This is a genomic window from Micropepsis pineolensis (assembly GCF_055392125.1).
In genome coordinates this window covers 2956635-2981305 of the sequence record NZ_AP042408.1, presented here as the reverse complement: position 1 = coordinate 2981305, position 24671 = coordinate 2956635, and the positions used below count along the sequence as shown (strand labels likewise).

The following is a 24671-nucleotide window of genomic DNA, read 5'->3' as shown; positions in this document are numbered from 1 at the left end:
CAGGGGGCGTTACAATGCAGTCATGGGAAATTTCTCGGCGGCAGCTGATTGGCAGTGCCGCGGTGCTGGCGCTTGCCAGCGAAGCCGCCGGTGGCAGCCCGGTGGCAACCACCGCAGTGCCACAAACCGATCTCGTCTGGCTTGATCGGGCGGCGCCAAAATATTTCAGCGGTACCAGCTTTGGCGTGCCGTGGCCGCGCGGCGCCGTGCGGCCGGAGCAAGGCTTCAAGCTTACCTCGGCTGCGGGGGAAACCCCGGTGCAATCCTGGCCGCTGGCCTATTGGCCTGATGGTTCGCTCAAATGGTCGGCACACGCCGTTGCGGGGGATCGCACTGCGGCTGCGGGGTATCGTTTGTCGCCGGGAAATGGGCGCGCTCCCGAAAGCCCGGTTCGTGTCGAACAAAAGCCGCAGGAGCTTGTTGTCAGCACGGGGGCGCGGCGCTGGATCGTGCCGCGACAGGGCGAAAACATTATGTCGGTGGCGCTGATCGGTAATCAGGCGGTGATGGGTGCCGTGCGCCTTGTTGCACAGAGCCAGGACGCGGCAGCGCTCGATGAAACCGGCATAATCCGCCAGCACCGTTTTACCAGCATGGTGGAAAAGGTCAGCGTCGAACAATCCGGTCCAGTGCGCGCGGTGCTGCGTCTGGAAGGTAAGCATAGTGGCGAGGGGCGGGCATGGTTGCCCTTTACCATCCGGCTCTATTTCTATGCCGGTTCGGATGCCGTGCGCATGGTGCACAGCTTCATTTTTGATGGGAATGAGGGGCAGGATTTTATCAACGGTCTTGGTGTAACGGCCGAGGTGCCGATGCGCGATGCGCCCTATGATCGCCATGTTCGTTTTACCGGACAGGATGGCGTCTGGGCCGAGGCGGTGCGGACCATGACCGGATTGCGCCGTGACCCCGGTGCGGCCTATCGCGCGGCACAGATCTCTGGCAAAGCCTTGCCACCGCAGGATGCGATGAGCCCGTCGGTGCGTGATATCCTGCAATGGGTTCCGGCCTGGGGGGATTTCACCCTGTCGCAATCCTCGTCTGATAGCTATACCATCCGTAAACGGATTGTTCCGGGCCACGCCTGGGTTCATGCCGCTGGCGATAAGCGGGCCAGCGGGCTTGTCTATGCCGGCGGGGCCAGTGGCGGCGTGGCGCTGGGGCTGGCGGATTTCTGGCAGCGTTCCCCAACCCGGCTCGATGTGCGCGGCGCGGCGGGCGACAAGGCGCAGGTGACGGCATGGTTATGGTCGCCTGATGCCCCGGCGATGGATCTGCGTTCCTATCGCCCGATCGGTGGCATGGACTCCCATGCCAAGGAAAATGATGGCCTCAATATCACGTACGAGGATTATGAGGCCGGTTGGGACAAAGCCTATGGCATCGCCCGCACCAGCGAGCTGATGCTGTGGACGCTGCCCGCAACGCCGGATAATGTCCATCTGTCCACCATGGCGGGGACTTTAAGCAAAACGCCGCGTCTGACGGTGGCACCGGATCGTCTGCATGTGGCGCATGTTTTCGGGGCCTGGGGGCTACCGGATCGTTCGACGGCGCTGAAAGCCGAGGTTGAAGACCATCTGAGCTATCTGATTGATTTTTATCTGGCCCAGGTCGAGCAACGGCGTTGGTATGGTTTCTGGGATTATGGCGACGTCATGCACACCTACGACGCCGATCGCCATGTCTGGCGCTATGATGTCGGCGGCTATGCCTGGGATAATTCTGAACTCTCCAGTGATATGCTGTTCTGGTACAGTTATCTGCGCAGTGGCCGGGCTGATCTGTTCCGCATGGCCGAGGCGATGACGCGCCACACCGGCGAGGTCGATGTTTATCACCTTGGTCCCCACAAGGGCTTCGGTACCCGCCACGGCGTGCAGCATTTCAGCGATTCCTCCAAGCAGCCGCGCATCAGTAATGCCGCCTATCGCCGGTTCTATTATTATCTGACGGCGGACGAGCGTTGCGGCGATCTGATGCATGATCTGATCCATTCGGATGAAACGCTGAAAGTGGTCGATATTTCACGCAAACTCGGCCCCGATCGCGAAGGCAAACCCAATGCCGAGCTGCCCGGGATTCCCAGTTGCGGCTTTGGCACCAGCTGGGGTTCGTTCATTGCGGCATGGTTGACCGAGTGGGAGCGCACCGGCGATATCCGCTGGCGTGATCGCATTCTGAACGGCATGAATTCCATCGGCAAAATGAAACGCGGCTGGTTCGCCGGTGGTGCGCCCTATGATCTCAAGACCGGCACCTTCCTGGGCGAGGGGGATTATATCGGCGTCTCGCATCTGAACTGTGTGTTCGGCATTTTTGAAATTCAGATGGAGCTGTTCGATCTTATCGATGCCCCGGCCTATAAGAAGGCGTGGCTTGATTATTGCCACTATTACAATGCCTCGCGCGAGGAGCAGATCAAATTCCTTGGGAGTGCGCCTAAGGGCATATCTTTACGGGTGGCCCATTCGCGGCTGACGGCCTATGCGGCAAAACAAGAAGGCGACAAAGCGCTGACCAAGCGGGCATGGCATGAATTTTTCGCCAGTGAAGGCCCGATGGACGAAATGAAATCGCAACTGCGTCGCCTTAGTGGACCGGAGGTTCTTTATACCGTGGATGAAGATCCGACGGTTTCAACCAACGGTGCGGCGCAGTGGGGACTCGCAGCAATCGCCAATTTGGCACTCATTGGCGATACGCTGTGAATGGGTGCGTGCCCGAAGGCAGAGCGGGCACGCACCTTTTTCCGGATCAGATTTTTTCGGGACGGCAGGTGTTGGCAATGTGGCCCAGCCTGTCGATCTCGATCCGCACGACATCACCCTCTTTTAAAAAGGGCCGTGGGCGACGGCCAGCCCCGACGGCCCCCGGCGTGCCGGTGAAAACAATGTCGCCCGCCTCCAGTGTCATCACCTGTGACAGATAGGAAATCTGGTCCCAAACGTCGAACACCATCAGGCCGGTATGGGCATCCTGATGGGGGATATCATTCACAAAGCATTTAAGGCCGAGTTTGTGCGGATCGCCGACCTCGTCCGCCGTGGTGATCCAGGGCCCAAATGGGGCGTGTTTGTCGAAGCTTTTGCCCAGCATCCATTGCGATGTCGCATTCTGCCAGTCACGCGCCGAAACATCATTGCCGCAGCAGAAACCAAACACCGTCGCCGGGGCATCTTCCCGGGGGATATAGCGACCGCCACGGCCAATCACCGCCACCATTTCTGCTTCGTAATCCACACTGTCGGAAACCGGCGGCAGCGGAATATCATCGAACGGACCACTGGCACAGCCTGGCAGTTTGCTGAACCAGATCGGTTTTTCCGGAACTTCCAGTTTGCCTTCCTCGATATGGTCACGATAGTTCATGCCAATGGCGAGAATCTTGCCAGGCCGTGCAATCGGGGCCTGAAAACGCACCTCGGACAGCGGTAAAATGGCCGCAGTGTCGGCAAGGTTGGCAACGGCGTCTTTCAATGTGCCCCAATGGGCAATCAGTTCGGTCATGTTCGTTGCCAGCTGTGGTGCGGCGCGCGACAGCGATACAACGCCATCTTCCCGCACAATGCCGATTTCTGATGCCTGTCCCGCCGTAAATGTTGCCAGCTTCATACCACTCCCCGTAGTAATTATGTCTATTTCTCACATCATGACAGGAAGTCGTTCAATGTGAAGGTTGATCGTTGCCGCGGGGAAAAATAAAGGCCGGTGATTTGCATCATCGGCCTTGCCAGTTGGGTTTTAGTCGATGGGGACGATATCCGGTGGAACCCAGGTTTGTGTCGCCCACACTTCTGGTTTCGGCGCATAAACGCGAAAGACCAGATAATAGGGAATAGCCATATCAACGGTTTCCGCATCCGTTTTGTTCTGTGCTTTTGGGCTGGTTCCCAGCCAGTACACACCACTGCCGGGAGTGTTCGCCCCGGTGGGACCTAAGGTAATCGTCATGCCGCCGTTGCTGGCCGGCGGAAAATGGCTGTAGCTGTTGATGTTATAGCTTTCGCTATCCATGATATTTTGCTCGCCGTTATATACCGTCAGCGACCAGAAACCGTGGATGTCTTTATGATAGGGCGGGTAGGCATCCTTGCTGAACGACATCGTATAGTTTTTCCGGCCATCCAGCGTCTTACCGTTTTTATCGACGTCGGTCATGACATAGACCGCTTCAAACGGATCATTGGCAACGATGCCCCACATCGCCTGCATGGTCGAGCGCGTGAGATATTCGCCATAGACACCCGCGCGTCCCATATGGCGCGATGGATAGGACCAGTGGCCGACCGTGTTGCCGAGATAGAAGCGCGACGCCTGCAGGAATTTGTACCCGTCGAGCGCGGCGCGCCGCAGGCCACTCTTGGTGGCAGCTGACTGCAGATCGACATCCTGCCCCGGGCCGATGCCGATGGTGGCAAACTGGGCCAGCAGACCTTCCTGATTTATTCCCGGCGGGGTGCGCGGCGGGTTGTTGGTCAGGGCCTGATTCAGTGTGCGCCAGTGATTAAGCGGATCGGCGACGTCCTCCCCCAGATTAGGCTGAGATGGATCGTATTGCTGCGCGGGCGGTGACGGCGGTTGTATGGGCGGCACGTCGGGCAAATTGGGATCCATGAAGCGCGATAACGGCGTCAGCGTGATCTGCTTCAGAACGCTATAGGCTGTATCAGTGCCTTTTCTAAGTCCCGTGCGGGCTAAAATCAGCCCTTGCGGGGTGGGCATGCGTGGCAGAAAAGCGAAGACATTATCGGGAACCGCTCCATGCCAGTCCTGTGTGGCGATCAGATAGTTGGCAAATTTCTGTGTCGGTGGCTGATTGGCGTTACCGCCATATCCCGTCGTCAGGGTGCTGACATTGGCGACATTGTCTGAATTCATCGCCGAGATCTGGATCTCATAGAGAATGTCTTGTGCATCACCAGAAACCGGAACGCTGAGTACCAGCGGCTCGGCAGACAGGTTCAGGCAGCTTGCGGCATAAAGTGTATCGCAATTCTGCGTACGGTGGGTTGTCATTTCGGGGCCGGCCGCAGCATCACGGTAAAAAAAGCTGTTCGTCTTGGCCCAAGGCGCAATTTTTCGCGTGCGCACAAGGTATTCTTTGTATTCCCGGCTGCTCCATTGCCAGATCAGTACTGAAAAATAGATCCAGCCATAGCCCCACATGTAAGCCTGCAGGCCAAGATTATAGGCGTAAAATTCTTCCCATTCGGCTTTGCTGTTGATGTGAAGTGCTTCGATAGTAGTCATGATTTCCCCTCTGTAATACGTAAAACGAATATACTCCTGGTTGTGCTCTTGTGAAGGCGCAGTTTTATGACGTATCGTCCGGCCTGTCGTGGCACGGGATCGCTAGGCAGATTAATTGTTGTTTATTGTTGATTTGGCGGGTGTTAGTGACGCATTTTTGTTAAAATAGTCGAATAAAGATTTGAAACACAGGAAAACTCATATTTTACAGTGCCCTAACCGCGGTAAATTTTACACCACAACCATCGACAAAAGCCCGCCCCACATGAACCAGAGCCGCAGACTGCAAGAAATATTGGAACTTTTGGACGCCAACGCCTCCTGCTCAATTGCGGAGCTGGCGCAGCGCTTTGAGGTGTCCGAGGAAACCATCCGCCGGGATGTGCGTCAGCTTGAAAGCACGGGGCGGGTTTGCAAGGTCCATGGCGGCGTCCGTCTGCCGGACAATGTCTTCGAAGCCGCCTATCACCAGCGTATCAACGAAAATGCCGCCGAAAAGCGCCTGATTGCCGGGAAAGCGGCAGAAATGGTCGAAGACGGCATGACCTTGTTGATGGATTCTGGCACCACCACCTGCTGGCTGGCGCGGTCACTGACCAAGGTGCGTGATCTGACCGTCATTACCAACTCTTTCGAGGTGGTCAGGGAGATGAGCGGCCGAAATAACACCCGGATCTTCTTCGCCGGTGGTGAGGTCAACGACGATTATTGCGGCACCTTTGGATTAGAAGCGCAAAGCTTCATGCAGCGCTTCACCCCTGAGATAACCTTTTTCTCGATGGGGGCCATAGAGACCAAACGTGGGCTGCTCGATTTCCTGCTTGAAGAAGCCGAAATGAAACGGACAATTGCACCGCTGTCGCGCAAGGTTGTGGTTCTGGCCGATGCGACGAAATTCGAACGGCACGGGCTGATCCGCACACTGGATTTCAAGGATATCCATGTCCTGATTTCGAACCGCGAACCCGATACTGCATTACGCTCAGCGCTTGGTGATGTTGAAGTGCAGATCGCCCGATCTTAAGTCGGCGCACACCTAAACAGGCAGAAAAGCCCCGCAGATCCCTGCGGGGCTTTCGTATCATCAGTATTGCAGATTGAAGCCGACAAAGAACGTCGTACCGCTTTGTGTGGCGTTGTGCAGTCGCTTATAAATGCTGTTGTACTGCACTTCGCGTTGATTGGTCAGATTAATGACATCGAAGGTGATGCGCATATCCTTGGCCAGATTATAAAAGGCGGCGGCATCGACATAGGTGGTGGATTTCATGCCATCTTCCGATGTCGGATCTTCCCCGTCATAGCGCGTGCGCAGATAACCCGAGCGGTAGTTTGCCGAAATTCGTGCTCCCCACAGATCTGTTTCATAATAGAGGGTTCCGTTCGCACTCGAATTTGACAGTCCGGTGATCGGCCCCTTCAGACCGTCAGATACCATGTTTGACGAAATCAATGTCGCATTAGCAACGATGCCGAAATGGTTGAATGGCGCGGGCAAGAAAAAGAAATCAGACTGTGCCGCCATTTCCAGACCAGATAGCCCGGCGGTGCTTTGATTCACCGGGCGGGTATATTCCGATATGATGGTCGTGCTGGTCAGGCCATCGGCCAGTGCGGTGGACAAACCCGTGGTTGAATAGGCAACATTCTTGAGGGTTTCATCGATCACAAGGTCTTTGATATCCTTGTGGAACACGCCAGCCGAGAGCATGCCGACATCACTGAAATAATACTCCGCCGAAAAATTGAAATCGTTGGAGTGATAGGGTTTCAGGTTCGGGTTGCCGTTGCTGACGGTATATTTGCCGCTATCTTCTTCAACCGATCCTGTCATGCGCATCGATGTCAGGCTGGGGCGGTTGATATTTTGCGCTGCTGAGGCGCGAAGCTGGAAATGATCCGTGACAGCCAGCACCATATTCAGCGCAGGCAGAATGCCAGAATACCGTGTGCTGACCTGATCCCATTCGAGATTGCCATCGGCGTCTGTCATCAGACCACGGTTTTCAACACCGGAACGATACCCGCGAACACCGAAATTTCCTCGCAACATCATGCCAGAAACCGGAACATTCCAGTCCGCCTGGGCATAAAGGGCGTTGGTTTCTTCAGTAACCCCGAAGGTGTTTTCAATATCGGTGGTATAATTCCCGCTGCTGTCAATCATGGTGTGCTGCAGACCGTAATAGGCCAGTGCCTTATTCCAGTCTGCCACCACCCAGTCATGGTCCTTCTGTTCTTTAAAGACCTTATAGTACGCGGTCACACTGTCATCATGGCCGTTGACGGTTTCACCATCGCGGAATTCGGGCCGCAGCATGGCGTCATTATATTCTTCTGTGCCGGAGGTTTTATAGCGTCTGTAGTTGTAACCCGCTTTAACCGTCAGCATATCGCTCAGCATGTAACTGGCATTGACGACCCCATCGCGGAAGGATGTCGCCTGATGGCTTTGCCGAAAATAGAATTCACGGATATGCCAGTTATTCGGATCGGTGGTATCCCAGTCATAGCTGTTGTAGCCGTAATCGCCGTTACTGGGGTAATAGGCTTGCAGGCCGCCCTGTGCCTCGAGATAGATCTTGTCATCAATTGGCGTTTTATAGGTTGAGTTTTCTGCGCCGACATGGCCGTCAATGGTCAGCTTGTTGGTGGCGGCCCAGTCAAAGGTGAAAACACCCTGTTCGAAATTGTTGGTATTCTTCTGGCGACGATGCTCACTGGCAAAGACCGTATCGCTGGCATCGACATAGGTGACGAAGCCGGTATCGTCATAGGTCAGGGCGTTGATGGTTGGAGCGACATGCGTGTAGCCAGACTGCAGATAGGCGCTGCCCAGAACCGTTGAGGTGTCATGGGTTCGTGACGCCAGATGGTATTCATCGCGATCGGTATGAAAGCGCCCTTTGAGCAGATCCAGCGACAGGGTCATGGTTTCGATTGGTCGCCATTGCAGGGCTGCTGTTACACCCAGGCGGGTTTGTTTAGCATCCCAGACTGAAAGCCGGTTGCCGTCGGCCCACACCAGATCCCCAGACAGTAACGTGCTTTGATCGGCGGCACTGAGATTTGAAATATTCATGCCACCGGTACTGACCATTGTGCCAAGCTTGCTGGCGCTGAACTGATCGGTACCATAGGTGTCATAACCCTGTTCCTGCGTTTTACGCTTGGAATAGGCCAGCGAGATCAGGATGCCGAATTTATCATTCCAGTTATAGCCGATCATACCGGCGCCACGGGGCTGAAAATCTTCCGTATACGTATTCGTGCCACCCTGTAGGGACAGCGCGCCTTTTAACCCGGGGGCGTAATCCAGTGGCCGGGCGGAGAACAGATCGACAGTGCCGGCCATGCCCCCTTCACTTTGTGAGGCCTGATAGGACTTTTCGACCTCAACCTTAGAAAATAGCTCGGATGCGAAAAGGGTGAAATCGAAGGCGCGGTCACGCGAGCGCTGGCCGCGGCTGTCCATTGCTGAATCGACATTGCCGATGGCTTCCATACCATTCAGTTGTACACGGGTGTAATCCGGCCCCAAGCCGCGCAATGTGATGCGGCGGCCTTCGCCAGCTTCGCGATTGATCGCCACGCCGGGCAGACGCTGCAAGGCCTCGGCCAGATTAAGGTCCGGGAATTTTGCCATGTCTTCGGCGACAATACTGTCAGATGCGATCACGCTTTCTTTTTTCAGCAGTCGCGCTTCATCCAATGATTTTCGAAAGCCACTGACGACAACGGTTTCAACCGGTTCTGCACTGACACCGGCTTCGTCTGCGGCAAAGGCATACTGCAGCGTGAGCGGTGCCAGCGCGGCCACCAGAACGCCCCACGCCGCGCCGTTCTTAAACTTCCTCATCTCCATCTCCATTTCCCCTTGCGAGCAGGACAGATCACCTGCCTCGCCCGTGCCGCGATGCGGCCGCACATGGGTAGTTGGGATTGATGTCAGCGATGTGAAGTTATGTTGAATTGTGTTGTATTATCGAAAAATAACGCCAATAAAGCAAAACAAACAACACAAAAGTAACGTTTGGGTTGTTATTCGCGTGACCTTACGCTCGGTGGTTATGGGTGTTTTTCATAAAATCTGGGGTTTGTTCTCAAGGATCCCGCCCACACACACGAATGATGGGGCGGAAAACCACACGCAAATACACATTGGCGACGGGGGGGGGCTTACCGGCGCCGCGGTGCATCCCGTCTTGAATTGGTATTTCACCGGCATTAGCGAACGGCGCATCGTGCGCCTGTCAGGCTATCCGATAGTGCTGCGCCCAAGGGCCGGATCGCTGCGGCTGACGCGTCCGGTCTCACCATGGCCAGCGAAGCGCCAGGTTGCCGTCCCGGTACGGATCTCAAGATCGTACCAGTGGTCGTTGGTCTCGATAACCCATTGATCAGCGACACGCTGCCCGGCGCTAAGGCTGCGGTGGCGTGGCGCATCGGCAGAATAATAATCCCGGATGGTAAGGTCTTCTGTCTCGGCACCATGGTTTCGCAGATCAACCACCAACTGACCGGAAGCCGTGTCGAACGTTGCCGAGGCGTGAACTGTGGGCACCCCGGCCTTGCCGCGATAGTGGCGAATGAAACCGTTCGGCCCATGCACAGTGAAGGCATATAAATCATGCACCACGGGTAGGGTATCCTGCAGGCTTTGGCCCGCCTCAAGCGTATAGAACCATGGTCCCGCTTTGCTGCCTTCGGCATAAACAATCAGACAGGCCGTCCGCGCCCCGGTATTTTCCATCCGCACCGAAAAATGCGATGCATCCAGACAAACGCCCTCGCAGGTCAAAGCGTATTTCAGCGGTCGTGACCGCCGCTGTCCGGCCTCCTGCCGCGGCAGCGGCGCGGGGGCATGTGGCGGGTGTGGCAACGGCAACAGCTTGGCGGCATCCGCCTGCCTGTCCAGTGCCACGACATCCGGCATTGCCACATCCCATGTGGCATTGGGTGTCGAAAAATCAAAGGCCGAGGTCAAATCTCCACAGACCGATCGCCGCCATGGCGAAATGTTGGGTTCCAGGACACCAAACCGTTTTTCGATAAAGCGGATGACCGAGGTGTGATCAAAAACCTCTGATGTCACAAACCCGCCCTTGGACCAGGGCGACACCACAATCATCGGAACGCGCGGCCCGAGCCCAACCGGCACCCCATGATAATTTTCCCCATCCGGCGGAACGGTGGTCTTGCCCATCGTGTCATTCAGCGCGGGAATCGGTGGCGGCATATGATCGAAAATTCCGTCATTTTCATCATAGTTGATGAACAGCGCTGTTTTCGCCCAGACATCGGGATATCGGGTCAGCATCTCCAGCAATTTGGAAACGAAAACCTCGCCATAGAGCGGCGAGGAGCAGGCCGGATGTTCACTTAAGATACTTGAAGCGACGATCCAGGAAACCTGCGGCAATCGCCCGGCCCGGATATCATTTTCCATCTCGGCAATCAGATATTCACCGCGCGAGGCCCGCGCATTGGTAGGTGTTGAACCCGGCGAGATCGAGCGTGCGCGTTTTCTCAGGCTGGCCCCTTGGGGCAGGCCGCGGAACTGCGCAAAGTAGGACAGTGCGTTATCGCCGAAATTGTCGTATTCCTGATAAACCCGCCAGTCGATACCGGCCTGCTCCAGACGCTCCGCATAACTGGTCCAGTGAAAGCCCTTAAAGCTTGGCGTATCCTTATCCGGATCGGCCCCGTCATTGATATCGCCATCCGGGTTACGGATCACCTGGCTGCCGGGATGGCCCGCCGACAGGCCACTGGTGCCGGTCATCAGAAAAAGCCGGTTTGGATTGGTCGGCCCGAATATCGAACAATGATAGGCATCACAGATGGTGAACGCATCGGCCAGCGCATAGTAGAAGGGCAGATCCTCGCGCGTGAAATAGCCCATCGTCATGGCGGTTTTGCGGGCAATCCAGGCATCATGATGCTTCCACAGATCATGGCTTTCTTTCCAGCTGTGATCGAGGCTGGGCACCACCATGCCACCGGCGGTTTTGGTGTCGAGGTGAAAGGGTGTGACCTGCTTGCCTTTACCGGCAGGCTGATGCCAGACCGATTGGCCGTCCGGCAATGAAATGGGATGTGGGTCGGAAAATCCGCGCACCCCGCGCAGCGAGCCATAATAATGATCGAAGGAGCGGTTTTCCTGCATCAGCACGATCACATGCTCAACATCTTCGATGGTGCCATGGCGTGATGCGGCGGGAATGGCCAGCGCTTTACGAATGGCCCCGGGCATGGCGCCAAGCACGGCGCCCGCCCCAAGCGACGCCGTGGCGAACTGCAGAAAATGCCTGCGGGATTTACCGGTCATAACCAGCCTTCTCATAAAGATATGGGCTGACATGCTAGTGTCAGTTTATGACAGTTTTGTTGTTATGTTGGCATATTTGCCACGTAATAAACGAAAAACAACACAAAACAACATTCATCACACCCCTGTCATCAACGCCCTTTACGGTAACGGGGTGCGCCCTCCGACGGCTCAATCGGTGGGCCAATTGGCGATAACGTGTATGCGAGTATAATAAATGCCAGCCCCAGCCCCCATCGATGTCAAACATCCCAGCCTTACCGAATGGCTTGCAGGCAGGGGGCATATCGTTGTCGGCCTTTATGCCCTGACCGCTTCGTTCATCACCTATTTCTGTATGTATGCCTTTCGCAAACCCTTTGCGGTTGGAACCTATCAACACATAACCCTGTGGAATGGCGAGATCGATTTTAAGATCGCAATCGTTATTGCTCAGGCGCTGGGTTATGCCGCCTCGAAACTGATTGGTATCAAGGTCGTCGCCGAAGCCGGGCCTCAAACCCGGGCGCGCCTGATCCTGCTGTTTATTACAGTATCGCTGCTTAGTCTGGTGGCTTTCGCCGTATTGCCTGCGCCGCTTAAGGTGGTGGCGATTTTCTTCAGCGGCCTGCCGCTTGGTATGATCTGGGGGCTGGTCTTTGGTTATCTCGAAGGCCGGCGGATGAGCGAAATCCTTGGGGCCGGACTGTGCATCAGCTTTATCGTTTCCTCTGGTGCGGTGAAATCTGTCGGCAGTCTGCTGATTGTCGGCTATGGCGTTCCGGAAATCTGGATGCCCGCCCTGACCGGTGCTTTGTTCTTCCCGCTGCTGGCGACGGCCGTGTGGTTTCTGGCCCAAACCCCGCCACCCGATGCGGCGGATCAGGCCGAGCGTATGTCGCGTTGCCCGATGTATCGGAAGGAGCGCAAAGCCTTTGTCGCTAAAACCGGCGTCGGTCTGTGCCTGCTGATTCTGGCCTATGTCGTCCTGACAACGTTACGCGATTTTCGCGATAATTTTGCCGCCGAAATCTGGCAGTCGCTTGGTTATGCTGATGCGCCTGCGGTTTTCAGCCTGTCCGAAATCCCGGTTGCCCTGATTGTTCTGGTGCTTTTCGCGGCCACCTGTGTGATCCGCGATAACCGTAAAGCCGTGCTGATGTATCACGGCGTTATCATTGCCGGGGCGGCGCTGGTGGCAATTGCCACCTATGCCTTTCAGGCCCATCGGATCGATGCGGTGTGGTGGATGATTCTGGTGGGCAGTGGGATATATGTCGGCTATGTGCCCTATAATGCGGTGCTGGTCGATCGCATGACCGCCGCCACCGCAATCCCCGGTAATGCCGCCTTCTTCATGTATTTGTCGGATGCCAGCGGTTATGTCGGCAGTGTCGGGTTGATGTTATGGAAGAACTTTGCCCACTGGCATATCAGCTGGCTCGCGTTCTTTGTCCGGCTCAACTACTGGTCCGCACTGATCGTCATTGTCGCTACGTCGGCGTCTTATGCGTATTTCCGCTTTGGGGTATTTGCCAAATCCAGCGGTACCAAGGCCCCGCAAGCAACCGAAATGATTGAAGCCAGCCTGCCGTGACATCCGTATGGACTATTGGGGGGGCGTGGCGGCAGTCCGCCCCACGCCTATGAACCGGTTTTCGTCGCTATAGCTGCCGGCGAGCTTGGCGGCCCTGATGGCAGACGCGGATAAGTGCCCCAATTTTTTCCCACACTCAGTGTGGGATAGAGTGATACAGGCTGGTTCAGCCTGCAACAGGTTATGTGCAATAAATGGCGGAAAACTGCCATTCTTGGGTCTAAATAAATCGAGGAAAAACAAGGGGATGGCGGAGCCGGAGGGATTCGAACCCTCGATACGGCTCTACACCGTATAACGGTTTAGCAAACCGTCGCCTTCAGCCTCTCGGCCACAGCTCCATCCGTTACGACAGCCCTGCTAGGGGCTGAAGAAGAGCTTTTCACCATCGCCCGACGGCATTGGGGTAGCCCTGCGGCTACAGCTCTTAAAAACACCCGCCGCGATGATGATTCACCGTGCAGGAGGTGGTTCTAATGCCTGAGATTGCCATCAGTCTCAAGTCTGAAATGCAGAGTTTTTGACAAAACCTTGCGGCAATCCCCAAGTTTCGTTTGCGGGGGGAGGGCAGCTCTACTTATTTTAGAAATCCGCCTGGACTTTCTCAATGGCCGATGAGGGGGGGCAGCTTGGGGGCGGCGTTGGCCAGGCACGGGCCCGGCCGCCGGGCAACGCACCAGCCAGACTCGTCGCCCCAATCCGAGGTTTTTACACAGCGCAAAGTTTTGAACGCGTCGTCTACTTCGTTACGATAGCGAGCTCGGAATAGTATATAGTTGTATTTGTTGGAGAATTTCCCTTCTGCGCCAGATGGGCGATCCAGTGCATAGAGTGGGGCTGGGCGATGCATATAGGTGTAACCACCCGTGAAGAATATTTGTTGATCATAATAGGCTAGCCCGCAGAGATCCTTCTGGTCGTAAAGCCACACATCCTGACGCAGGATTGGCGCGTAGTCAGTCCAGAGTTTGGCGTAACCGGGCGAAAGCGCCAGTGTCGCCGAGGTGACGCACCAAAAACTAGCTACGAGAATATACCCCAGCCATGGTGGCGAGACGGGCGAGATTCTGGCTAGTTTCCCGATCAGGTCGGCGGATGCCAGTGCAGCTACCAGTCCCAGCATGATGTAGGCGCTGAATACAAAGCGGTATTCTTTGTGCGGGATGAATGAGTGACTGACCAGGATGGTCAGCGCCGCGATAATCCAGACGCGATATGTCTTGCCGCGCCATATCATCAGGGCGATCAATGGCCAGACCGCGCCCCCCCAATATTGCAAGGCATAACCGATATATTGCGTGACCGGCATCACCCCGTAGTGGGAGGCCTTGTTCTGCACCAGATTGGTGAAGAAATTGGCCAGAATGAAATGAAACGGGCTGCCCCAGGTTATCGTATCAACCCCGGCAAAGATTAGTGCCGGAATGGCAGCCCCAATAATCAATGGAAGGGGCCGTCCCCGCCGAAAGCCAAGATAAGCCCCAAACAAAATGCAGGGGGCTAGCTGAAAGCGGAAGAAAAATGCCCCCGCCAGCGCAAAGCCGATGGCCCATTGCTGCAGATCCGGTCGCTTCCCGGCGGGCATCTGTAACAGGCAGAAGGCGGGAATCAGCAGATCAAACGCCATCGCTTCAGACAGCGGTCGGATGGCGAAATAGACGGCCTCGAACCACACTGCCATGAACAGGGCGCTAATGCGGGCGTGATTGCGACCATATTGACTGGCATAGCGGTAAACCGCCACCACCGGGGCCAGCGAGGCCAGCGCCAGAACCAGCCGGGCTACACCGATATAGGCTTCCGGCCGGTCGGAAAACAGGCTGACCAGCTTGAACACCCCGGCAAAAAGATAGACCGGCACATAAGAACGGATGCCGTCGACAAATTCCCACGGCACCAGACCATAGCCGAAGACCAGGCGGTGGGCCTGCTCGAAGACCTGAAAAATCTCGTCGGGGAAGTTCATGCTGGGCAGGGTAAAAATCGCCGCCGCACGAAGCCCAAGGGCCGCCAGAAGGATCGCCGTCAATTCCCACCGGGCCGGGCGTTGCGGTGTGGCCGTGCTATCTGCCGACATCAAATATTTCTCTCATGAAAAGCCATTCTTCTTTAGCGCGTAGTCCGGGGCGCGCCAATGGGCTCAGTTGGGGGCGGGCGGCCCCCTGCCGATAAAAAAACGCGGCATGTTTCCATGCCGCGCTTTGTCTGTACTCTGCCGGGACCGGGTCAGGCCGCTTTGGTAACAGCCTCGGTCACCACCGATTCCAGCACGGTCAGCGGCAATGCGCCGGACAACAGCACCGTGTCATGGAATTTGTGTATGTCGAATTTCGAACCAAGCTTGGCCTTGGCCATATCCCGCAAACGCAGGATGGTGATCTTGCCAATCATGTAGCCGCAGGCCTGACCGGGCCAAACGCAATAGCGCTCGATTTCGGTGGTCGCCCCGCTGTCCGGGTCGCCCAATGTGTCGGCGTAATAGCGAATCGCCTGTTCCCGACTCCACTTCTTGGCATGCATGCCGGTATCGACCACCAGACGCACGCCACGCAGCATGGCATCGTGCAACTGGCCGATATGGCCCATGGGGTCGTTCTGATAAAGCCCCATCTCGACCGCCAGTTGTTCGGCATAGAGCGCCCAACCTTCAACATAGGCGTTGTACTGCGAAATCTTACGCAGCATCGGCAGCGAGGTTTCCTGTGCGATGGAAATCTGCAGGTGATGGCCCGGAATCGACTCGTGGAAGGTTAGGGTGGGCAGGGTCCAGCTCGGCACTTCCGCCGTATCGCGCAGATTGATGTAATAGAAGCCGGGGCGGCTGCCATCGAGCGACGGGCTGTTGTAATAGCCGCCGGGGGCGCCGGCCTCGATATATTTGGGCACGCGCTTGACCTGCACGCCGGCCTTCGGTTTGGCGCCGAAATAGGCTGGCAGAAGCGCCTGCACCTGACCGATCTTGACGTTAAGGTCGGCGATCAGCTTTTCCTTGGCCGCGTCTGTATTCTCGTAACGGAATTTCGGATCGTCGAACATGGCACGCAGGCGCTGGCCGACGGTGCCGTTGGTCATGCCCTGCGATTTCATGATCGCTTCAATCTGTGCCGTGCAGTCTTTCACCACTTCCAGACCAAGCTGGTAGACTTCTTCCGGCGTTTTGGTCGAGGTGGTCTGCGCTTCCAGTGCTGCGGCATACAGCTCGTCGCCCTGCGGCAGGCGCCAGATTCCGGCATCGTGCACGGCCTTGGGGCGCAGGCTCTTCATCAGCTCGATCTGACGGCTGAGTGCGGGATAGACCACATTGTTCAGAATCCCCACGGCCTCATCGCCATAATTGCCGGGTATGTTCTTTTCTTTGGTGCGGCGGATGACAGAATCAACCAGCGGCGACTTATCCGCCTCAACCCCGCGTAAGTGTGCCATCTGTTCCAGCGTGCGGTCGATAACGAAGTCGGGCGGAATCACGCCCATCGCCACATCGTGACGGACAGATTCCGCCTCCTGATCCATCATGGTGCCAAAGGCGTCGAGACGCGCCAGATAGGCGTCAGCATCTTCCTTGGTTTCAATCGTATGCTGGCTGTCGAGGAAATCGGGCAGCGATTGGTACGATCCGCCCAGCTGATGCAGCACATAGGGGGCACCAATAAAGGCGAACTTCTTATTGGCACGGTCGTTTTGTTCCAGCTGATAATAGACCGCGTCATAGTTCGTCGCATCTAACCCTTTGAGTTTTTTGCGATTAATCGTTTTAAGGCGGTTCAGCTGGTTGGCGGTCAGGGCCTTGTTTGCATCGGCGGCCACTGGGGTGACTTCAGACAGGCGGCTTTTCAGCCAGGCACGGGCACCCTTGTCGAGGCCCAGGCCGGTGGCAAATTCCGGCGAAGCTTCCATCTGCTCATTGATGAAGCTGTCGAACAGCACGTTCATCTTGGCCACCTCATCGGACGGTTTGGCCCCGGCCGGAACCATGGTTGCCAGCGCGGCAGCTGAGCCCGATAGCAGCAAGTGACGACGATTAAGCATGTTACCCCTTTCTTGGTGTTGGCCGGAGCTTAAGAGACTGGGGGGCTGGCCAACAAGCTTGCTCACACGCAATCCCACCACTTCAGTCACTTTATAGGGCGTTTGTTGGTCGTGGCGCCCAAAGGTAAATCGCTTGCTGCCGAAAAAGACGCCATCGTGACCAAATGGGGGCTTCTTAAAAGGGGGCGTTAGCCTGTCCTTAGTCACGTTTGAACCTAATTTTCGGGCGCATGTGGCTGGCTCCTGAGCAGATCGGTGATCTTTGCGGCGGCCAATCCGGGGCTTTTTCCCCGATTCCACGGGTGAGTCCATTTTTGAGCCAGAAAAGTGGAGGCCGAAAGACGATTCCGAGAGGCAAATACGCCATTTATCGCTAAAAAGATGATTAATTTCAGCGCACCCTTATAACGGTACGTTAATGTTTTGCGCTCCATAATCCACGTTTTCCGCGCTTACGTGCCATTGTTCACAGTCCCGCCCGTAAAAAATTCATAAAAGTGGGAATTGTCGTTTGACAGGTGCGGGGATGGTGCTTATACACCGCGCCACGCCGCACGCCGGTGACACTCACTGGCGAACGGTTCAGGCGTCTAAAAAGCGAAGTAAGTACAGAAGTTTTAGGCGTAGTTGTTTGACATTGTAGATCGAGGAAGGGGAACGTGGGCGGCGGCTCGGCTTGCCACACTGTCGGATCAAGTATCTGACAGGTTTCAAATCGAGCGCTAATGTTGAATGCTCGCGTTCCTTTGCAAACACATACTTTTATAGATGTTCGATTTTTCTGGTTCCTGACGGGGCCGGGAAGATCAAACCTCGTCAAAGCAGTGAATGCGAACACGCAAAATTATAGCATTCAGCGTTTGTGTCTCTAGGATCATAACTTGAGAGTTTGATCCTGGCTCAGAACGAACGCTGGCGGCAGGCCTCAAACATGCAAGTCGAGCGCCCAGCAATGGGAGCGGCGGACGGGTGAGTATCGCGTGGGAATGTACCTAGTGGTTTGGAACAACTCATGGAAACGTGAGCTAATACCGGATAAGCCCGTAAGGGGAAAGATTTATCGCCATTAGATCAGCCCGCGTAAGATTAGCTAGTTGGTAGGGTAATGGCCTACCAAGGCGACGATCTTTAGCTGTTCTGAGAGGAAGATCAGCCACACTGGGACTGAGACACGGCCCAGACTCCTACGGGAGGCAGCAGTTGGGAATCTTGGACAATGGGCGCAAGCCTGATCCAGCCATGCCGCGTGAGTGATGAAGGCCTTAGGGTTGTAAAGCTCTTTTACCCGGGAAGATAATGACTGTACCGGGAGAATAAGCTCCGGCTAACTTCGTGCCAGCAGCCGCGGTAATACGAAGGGGGCTAGCGTTGTTCGGAATTACTGGGCGTAAAGCGCGCGCAGGCGGCTATTCAAGTCGAGGGTGAAAGCCCAGAGCTCAACTCTGGAACTGCCTTCGAAACTGGATAGCTTGAGTACGGGAGAGGTGAGTGGAATTCCCAGTGTAGAGGTGAAATTCGTAGATATTGGGAAGAACACCAGTGGCGAAGGCGGCTCACTGGCCCGTTACTGACGCTCAGGCGCGATAGCGTGGGGATCAAACAGGATTAGATACCCTGGTAGTCCACGCCGTAAACTATGAATGCTAGCCGTTGGGCAGCTCGCTGTTCAGTGGCGCAGCTAACGCATTAAGCATTCCGCCTGGGGAGTACGGCCGCAAGGTTGAAACTCAAAGGAATTGACGGGGGCCCGCACAAGCGGTGGAGCATGTGGTTTAATTCGACGCAACGCGCAGAACCTTACCAGGGTTTGACATCCCAAGACCGCTCTTGAAAGAGAGTTTTCCCGCAAGGGACTTGGAGACAGGTGCTGCATGGCTGTCGTCAGCTCGTGTCGTGAGATGTTGGGTTAAGTCCCGCAACGAGCGCAACCCTCGCCTTTAGTTGCCATCATTAAGTTGGGCACTCTAGAGGGACCGCCGGCGACAAGCCGGAGGAAGGTGGGGATGACGTCAAGTCCTCATGGCCCTTACACCCTGGGCTACACACGTGCTACAATGGTGGTGACAATGGGCAGCTACTTCGCGAGAAGATGCTAATCTCAAAAAGCCATCCCAGTTCAGATTGCAGTCTGCAACTCGGCTGCATGAAGGTGGAATCGCTAGTAATCGCAAAACAGCAGGTTGCGGTGAATACGTTCCCGGGCCTTGTACACACCGCCCGTCACGGCATGGGAGTTGGTTTTACCCGAAGATGGTGCGCTAACCGCAAGGAGGCAGCCAGCCACGGTAGGATCAGCGACTGGGCCGAAGTCGTAACAAGGTAGCCGTAGGGGAACCTGCGGCTGGATCACCTCCTTTCTATGGATGATACCCCGATTAACGGCACTCATGTCGTTTCCCGGTATCTGTATAGACAATGGCAAGTTTGCAGCCGCCCCCTTCGTTTCCCTTCCTCCCGTTTAGTCAAGCAGCACGGCTGTATTGACGTACCACAAGCGGTAAGACACCTATCGGGCTCGTAGCTCAGGTGGTTAGAGCGCACGCCTGATAAGCGTGAGGTCGAACGTTCAACTCGTTCCGGGCCCACCACTGCTCCAGCTACAGCGCGAGCAGATAAGCATCGTTTGGAAGATATCCGATTACCGGGGCCATAGCTCAGTTGGGAGAGCGCTAGCTTTGCAAGCTTGAGGTCACCGGTTCGATCCCGGTTGGCTCCACCAATCGCGTGGATCGCAGATATCAAGGTACAATAAACGGGACAAGGTACAAGCTTCGTCGTTTGATCGTAAGATCAGAATGACGATGATATATGACATTGTGAAGGCGGGATTAGCCGATACTTACAGGTTAATCCGATACGACACTCGAAAAACTGATCGCATTTTAAAACATGCTTCAGGGATGGGTTGGATGGTGCGAACTGTCTGGTCTTATTTCTGGACATGGAACGAATGCTGAGTGATCAAGCGTTAAAGCAAGGGCGTCTGGGGGATGCCTTGGCACACACAGGCGATGAAGGACGTAGCACGTTGCGATAAGCTGCGGCGAGAGGCGAGCACTCTTTGACCCGCAGATTTCCGAATGGGGAAACCCAATCCGCAAGGATTATCGAACCCTGAATTCATAGGGGTAAGAAGCAAACCCGGGGAACTGAAACATCTCAGTAGCCGGAGGAAAGGACATCAATCGAGACTCCGTTAGTAGTGGCGAGCGAAAGCGGATCAGGCCAGTGGTCTTCAATTAAGAACCGGAATGTTCTGGAAAGGACAGCCATAGCAGGTGATAGCCCTGTACGGGTAGAAATTTTGAAGATCCTTGAGTAGGGCGGGACACGTGTAATCCTGCCTGAACATGGGGCGACCACGCTCCAAGCCTAAGTACTCGTGTGTGACCGATAGCGAACTAGTACCGTGAGGGAAAGGTGAAAAGCACCCCGACAAGGGGAGTGAAATAGACCTGAAACCGGACGCCTACAAACAGAGGGAGCCGCAAGGTGACCTCGTACCTTTTGTATAATGGGTCAGCGAGTTCGTTTATCTAGCAAGCCTAAGCCGTCAGGTGCAGGCGTAGCGAAAGCGAGTCTTAATAGGGCGATTGAGTTAGATGGATGAGACCCGAAAGCAAGTGATCTAGCCATGACCAGGTTGAAGGTGCGGTAACACGCACTGGAGGACCGAACCCACGCCTGTTGAAAAAGTCGGGGATGAGTTGTGGCTAGGGGTGAAAGGCCAATCAAACTTGCAGATAGCTGGTTCTCTGCGAAAGCTATTTAGGTAGCGCCTCATGTATCACCATCGGGGGTAGAGCACTGGATGGGCTAGGGGGCTTCACCGCCTACCAAACCCAACCAAACTCCGAATACCGATGAGTGCTGAGCATGGGAGACACACGGCGGGTGCTAACGTCCGTCGTGAAGAGGGAAACAACCCTGACCTACAGCTAAGGCCCCTAATTCGTGGCTAAGTGTGAAAGGATGTGAGATTCCCAAAACAACCAGGATGTTGGCTTAGAAGCAGCCATCATTTAAAGAAAGCGTAACAGCTCACTGGTCTAGTTAAGGAATTTTGCGCCGAAAATGTAACGGGGCTCAAGCCACGAGCCGAAGCTTAGGATTTCATCGTAAGATGGAATGGTAGCAGAGTGTTCCGTATGCCTGCGAAGGGGAAAGGTGACTGACCCTGGAGGTATCGGAAGTAAGAATGCTGACATGAGTAGCGATAAAGAGGGTGAGAGACCCTCTCGCCGAAAGTCCAAGGGTTCCTGCGTCAAGTTAATCTGCGCAGGGTTAGCCGGCCCCTAAGGCAAGGCCGAAAGGCGTAGTCGATGGGAACCAGGTAAATATTCCTGGGCCATTGGGAATGTGACGGATCGCGTAAGTTGTAACCTCTTACTGGATTGAGGTTGCAGTGAAGCGGTCCCAGGAAATAGCTCCCATATAGTCCGTACCCTAAACCGACACAGGTGGACAGGCAGAGTATGCTAAGGCGCTTGAGAGAAGGATGTTGAAGGAACTAGGCAAATTGCCCTCGTAACTTCGGAAGAAGAGGGCCCGGTCTCGACGCAAGTCTTGGCCGGGGGCACATAGCAGGGGGTGGCGACTGTTTACTAAAAACACAGGGCGCTGCGAAATCCAAAGATGACGTATAGCGTCTGACGCCTGCCCGGTGCCGGAAGGTTAAGAGGAGATGTGAAAGCGTTGAATCGAAGCCCCGGTAAACGGCGGCCGTAACTATAACGGTCCTAAGGTAGCGAAATTCCTTGTCGGGTAAGTTCCGACCTGCACGAAAGGCGTAACGACTTCCCCACTGTCTCCAACATCTACTCAGCGAAATTGAACTCCCCGTGAAGATGCGGGGTTCCCGCGGTCAGACGGAAAGACCCCATGAACCTTTACTGCAACTTTGCACTGGCATTAGGATTGTGATGCGTAGGATAGGTGGTAGGCTTTGAAGTCCGGGCTCTGGCCTGGATGGAGCCACCCTTGAAATACCACCCTTTGTGATCCTGATGTCTAACTGAGGACCCTGAACGGGTTCCAGGACCATGCATGGTGGGCAGTTTGACTGGGGCGGTCGCCTCCCAAAGAGTAACGGAGGCGCGCGATGGTAGGCTCAAACCGGTCGGAAATCGGTTGTTGAGTGCAATGGCATAAGCCTGCCTGACTGTAAGGTCGACGGACCAAGCAGAGACGAAAGTCGGTCATAGTGATCCGGTGGTCCCGTGTGGAAGGGCCATCGCTCAACGGATAAAAGGTACTCTGGGGATAACAGGCTGATCGCACCCAAGCGTCCATAGCGACGGTGCGGTTTGGCACCTCGATGTCGGCTCATCACATCCTGGGGCTGTAGCCGGTCCCAAGGGTATGGCTGTTCGCCATTTAAAGTGGTACGTGAGCTGGGTTTAGAACGTCGTGAGACAGTTCGGTCCCTATCTGCCGTGGGTGTTCGAAACTTGAGAGGATTTCTTCCTAGTACGAGAGGACCGGAAGGAACGTACCTCTGGTGGACCGGTTGTGGCGCCAGCCGCATAGCCGGGTAGCTAAGTACGGAATAGATAACCGCTGAAAGCATCTAAGCGGGAAACTAACCTCAAAACCAGGTTTCGCTCGAGAGCCGAGGAAGACTACCTCGTCGATAGGCCAGATGTGTAAGTGCAGCAATGCATTGAGCTTACTGGTACTAATCGCTCGATTGGCTTGATCATCAAGCTTCGTTTCATGTCTGGAAATAAAGCCAGACACAAACAAACACCTCATTCAGTCTCAAGTGTCGTATCAACTATCTGTCTTTTGCCGGACTGGTGGTCTTAGCGGAGGAATTCCACCCGATCCCATTTCGAACTCGGCAGTTAAAGCCTCCAGCGCCTATGGTACTACGGCTCAAGCCGTGGGAGAGTCGGTCGCTGCCAGTCCTGCTAAAGACAGATCTTACGCCTTCTCAATCTCATACAAATAACCCCACCATTAATCCGGTGGGGTTTTTTGTTGCTTGTTTCATTCTTAAAAAATCTAATCCGTCTAAGGACTTAATCCTGGCCGGTGCTCCTTGCTATCCGACATGGCGGTGATAGCCGAGCAGCTCATAATCCCGATGATAAATCTCGTAGCAGATATTTGCCGGGGCATCGTCAAAGTCACCGGGCCGAATGTCCCGCCGGATCGTCGTGTTGTCGTGGCATGGCACATAGGGGATGTTGAGCTTATCGCACACGGTGCGCATGCCCGCTTCAAAATCTTCGGTGTGGACGAAGTGATTGACGATGGGCTTTGCTGTCGCATCACACAGAAAATAGCTTTGCGGAAAAAAGTGCAGAAAGCGCATGATGTGTTTGCGATAGGCCAGATCTTTCAGCGCCATCATGAAGTCATAAAAATTATCGAATGGAGCCAGATTATGGTCTGCCCAGCGCTTGTCGCGGGCGTTCATACCGCCGCATTTGAGGAAATAGAACGCCGAATGCATGCGGATTAGCGGATGCCGCACTGCGGCGAAAATAAAGTACTCTTGGTACCATTCCTGCGAGTAGTTGAGATATTCCCACGCCCCGCGATGACTGCCGGTCCAGCGGGATCTGGGGGGGGGCTTGATAAAACATCCGGTAAATCGGTTTCTTTGGTGGCACACGACTTCACCCTACAGCACGGCGTTCCTGTGATTCGTGTCGCAAAACAGCAAACGGTATTGCGTTAAGCCAGTCACGTTTCGTTGTCGATGAAAGCGGAAAACAAGCGATAACCTGGCATATTCCGGTGACGGTGGCCCAAAACGACGGCAGTGTGCTGTGGCGTGGTCTGGTATTCGAAAAGCCTGCGATCATCGAAACATATGCTGGTCGTGCGGCTGTCGTGAATGCGGGGCAGGCTGGCTATTATCGTACGCTCTATGCCCCGGATCTATTCGCGACGATTGCAACCGGGTTTGCCTCGCTGTCTGCCTATGACCAGATGGGGCTGCTGAGTGATTATGCGGCACTTGGCAGTACGGGGGCTGTGCCTGTGACAGACGTTCTCGAGCTCGTGGGGCGTGCTAAGTCGGATATGGACCAAGAAGGTGCTGGGAAGTGTAGTTGGTCAGAACAGCCGTGTTGTGTCTCTTCTCAAGGATACTCCGGATGCTGCCAAGGCGAGATCGCGCTGGCGCAATGCGTGGTTTATCTGGCCACGGCGCCGAAATCGAATGCGATGGAGATTGCGATCGACACGGCCCGGGCTGCGGCCAAGGCAACCGGTTCCGTCATGCCGCCTGCGCATATCCTCAACGCACCGACTAAGCTGATGTCGGAACTGGGCTATGGTGCGGGCTATCAATATGACCACGATGTCGAGGACAGCTTTTCCGGCCAGAACTATTTTCCCGATGGCATGGCGCGGCAGAATTTTTATCGCCCCCGGGAAATCGGTTTCGAGCGCGAGGTGCTGAAGCGACTCGACTATTGGGCCAAGCTGCGGGCCAAACGGAACGCCGGATCTGCCAACGAATAAAACGAA

10 protein-coding genes, 3 tRNA genes, 3 rRNA genes and 2 pseudogenes are annotated in these 24671 nt (G+C 55.3%); 10 read left to right on the top strand and 8 right to left on the bottom strand.

Annotated features, from left to right (window positions below; all coding sequences use genetic code 11):
- Positions 1–14 precede the first annotated feature (14 nt).
- On the top strand, positions 15–2711 hold the full coding sequence (locus ACZ5RI_RS13310) for an exo-rhamnogalacturonan lyase family protein (protein ID WP_464513688.1): 2697 nt from the start codon (positions 15–17) through the stop codon (positions 2709–2711).
- Between the two features lie 46 nt (positions 2712–2757).
- Here ACZ5RI_RS13310 and ACZ5RI_RS13305 read toward each other — a convergent pair whose 3' ends face one another.
- The gene (locus tag ACZ5RI_RS13305; protein WP_464513687.1) at positions 2758–3615 is read right to left on the bottom strand and encodes a fumarylacetoacetate hydrolase family protein; all 858 of its coding nucleotides are present in this window, start codon (positions 3613–3615) and stop codon (positions 2758–2760) included.
- Positions 3616–3744: 129 nt separating this feature from the next.
- Positions 3745–5253 carry a DUF1254 domain-containing protein gene (locus tag ACZ5RI_RS13300; protein WP_464513686.1) on the bottom strand — a complete coding sequence of 503 codons (1509 nt, stop codon included), beginning with the start codon at positions 5251–5253 and terminating at the stop codon, positions 3745–3747.
- 295 nt (positions 5254–5548) lie between these two features.
- Here ACZ5RI_RS13300 and ACZ5RI_RS13295 point away from each other — a divergent pair, with 295 nt between their 5' ends.
- A complete protein-coding gene (locus tag ACZ5RI_RS13295) occupies positions 5549–6277 on the top strand; it encodes a DeoR/GlpR family DNA-binding transcription regulator (protein ID WP_464513685.1) in 729 nt (242 codons plus the stop codon).
- A gap of 60 nt (positions 6278–6337) precedes the next feature.
- Here ACZ5RI_RS13295 and ACZ5RI_RS13290 read toward each other — a convergent pair whose 3' ends face one another.
- Together ACZ5RI_RS13290 and ACZ5RI_RS13285 are read right to left on the bottom strand one after the other, a co-directional pair.
- Entirely contained in the window at positions 6338–9112 is a 2775-nt protein-coding gene (locus ACZ5RI_RS13290) for a TonB-dependent receptor (RefSeq protein ID WP_464513684.1), read from the bottom strand.
- A gap of 399 nt (positions 9113–9511) precedes the next feature.
- Complete coding sequence (locus ACZ5RI_RS13285) at positions 9512–11584, bottom strand: phosphocholine-specific phospholipase C (protein ID WP_464513683.1); 2073 nt, start codon at positions 11582–11584, stop codon at positions 9512–9514.
- Positions 11585–11801: 217 nt separating this feature from the next.
- On the opposite strand from ACZ5RI_RS13285, the gene ACZ5RI_RS13280 reads away from it, so the two are divergent.
- Positions 11802–13160, top strand: coding sequence for a DUF5690 family protein (locus tag ACZ5RI_RS13280; RefSeq protein WP_464513682.1), 1359 nt, complete (start codon positions 11802–11804; stop codon positions 13158–13160).
- Positions 13161–13408: 248 nt separating this feature from the next.
- On the opposite strand, the gene ACZ5RI_RS13275 is transcribed toward ACZ5RI_RS13280, so the two are convergent.
- From ACZ5RI_RS13275 to ACZ5RI_RS13265, 3 genes are all read right to left on the bottom strand, one after another.
- Positions 13409–13501, bottom strand: a tRNA-Ser gene (locus tag ACZ5RI_RS13275).
- A gap of 263 nt (positions 13502–13764) precedes the next feature.
- Positions 13765–15237 (bottom strand): glycosyltransferase family protein, encoded by a 1473-nt coding sequence (locus ACZ5RI_RS13270; protein WP_464513681.1) that lies wholly within the window; start codon positions 15235–15237, stop codon positions 13765–13767.
- Between the two features lie 149 nt (positions 15238–15386).
- Complete coding sequence (locus tag ACZ5RI_RS13265; protein WP_464513680.1) at positions 15387–17186, bottom strand: DUF885 domain-containing protein; 1800 nt, start codon at positions 17184–17186, stop codon at positions 15387–15389.
- Between the two features lie 877 nt (positions 17187–18063).
- Here ACZ5RI_RS13265 and ACZ5RI_RS13260 point away from each other — a divergent pair.
- The 5 genes from ACZ5RI_RS13260 to rrf all read left to right on the top strand — a co-directional run bounded on the left by ACZ5RI_RS13260 (position 18064) and on the right by rrf (position 23095).
- Positions 18064–19543, top strand: a 16S ribosomal RNA gene (locus ACZ5RI_RS13260).
- A 154-nt stretch (positions 19544–19697) separates the two neighbouring features.
- Positions 19698–19774: transfer RNA gene (locus ACZ5RI_RS13255), tRNA-Ile, on the top strand.
- Positions 19775–19829: 55 nt separating this feature from the next.
- A tRNA-Ala gene (locus ACZ5RI_RS13250) sits at positions 19830–19905 on the top strand.
- 240 nt (positions 19906–20145) lie between these two features.
- Positions 20146–22888, top strand: a 23S ribosomal RNA gene (locus ACZ5RI_RS13245).
- Positions 22889–22980: 92 nt separating this feature from the next.
- A 5S ribosomal RNA gene (rrf, locus tag ACZ5RI_RS13240) occupies positions 22981–23095 on the top strand.
- Together the 16S, 23S and 5S rRNA genes with 2 tRNA genes alongside form the textbook arrangement of a ribosomal RNA operon.
- A 137-nt stretch (positions 23096–23232) precedes the next feature.
- On the opposite strand, the gene ACZ5RI_RS13235 is transcribed toward rrf, so the two are convergent.
- The gene (locus ACZ5RI_RS13235; protein WP_464513679.1) at positions 23233–23646 is read right to left on the bottom strand and encodes a hypothetical protein; all 414 of its coding nucleotides are present in this window, start codon (positions 23644–23646) and stop codon (positions 23233–23235) included.
- 287 nt (positions 23647–23933) lie between these two features.
- Here ACZ5RI_RS13235 and ACZ5RI_RS13230 point away from each other — a divergent pair.
- Together ACZ5RI_RS13230 and ACZ5RI_RS13225 are read left to right on the top strand one after the other, a co-directional pair.
- A pseudogene (locus tag ACZ5RI_RS13230) lies at positions 23934–24146 on the top strand (hypothetical protein); the annotation flags it as partial.
- Between the two features lie 147 nt (positions 24147–24293).
- Positions 24294–24665: pseudogene (locus ACZ5RI_RS13225) on the top strand (AAA family ATPase); the annotation flags it as partial.
- Between the last annotated feature and the right edge of the window lie 6 nt (positions 24666–24671).